We start from the raw sequence: 507 nt of genomic DNA, 5'->3' as shown, positions 1-507 counted from the left end.
GGGCGACCCGCGCACCGGCGCGGCCGCCTCCGCCCGCCTCTCGCATGGCGGGGGCGAGGAGCGCGGAGCGCTGCTCGCCTACGGTGCGCTCGGGCTGCCGCTCGCCTTCGCCGCGCTGCCGATCTACGTGCACGTGCCGCGCCTGTACGCCGAGGGCTTCGGCCTGTCGCTCGCGCTCGTGGGTGCGGTCCTGCTCGCCGCGCGCATCGTCGACGCGGTGACCGACCCGCTCATCGGCTGGGCCAACGACCGCCTGCCGCGGCGCCGGCTGTGGGTCGCGCTGGCGCTGCCCGCGCTCGGCGCCGGCATGCTCGGGCTGCTGATCCCGCCCGCGGGGGCCGGGGCGGGGTGGCTGTTCGGCCTGCTGGTCGCGGTGTCGCTGGCCTACTCGGTGGCGAGCATCGCCTACAACGCCTGGGGCGCCGAGGTGGCCGCCACGCCGGCGGCGCGCACCCGCTTCGTCGCCAGCCGCGAGGCCTTCGCGCTCGCCGGCGTGGTGCTGGCGGC

At 78.7% G+C, this 507-nt stretch carries 1 protein-coding gene; it reads left to right on the top strand.

Features of this window, described 5'->3' with window-relative positions:
- Positions 1–507 (top strand): MFS transporter (locus C667_RS23870; protein WP_004392586.1); only part of this gene is annotated, 507 nt, incomplete at both ends.

It is taken from the genome of Thauera phenylacetica B4P, from assembly GCF_000310225.1.
Lineage (GTDB): Bacteria > Pseudomonadota > Gammaproteobacteria > Burkholderiales > Rhodocyclaceae > Thauera > Thauera phenylacetica.
Note: the sequence above shows the minus strand (reverse complement) of the source record. Positions and strands in the feature narration are given on the sequence as shown.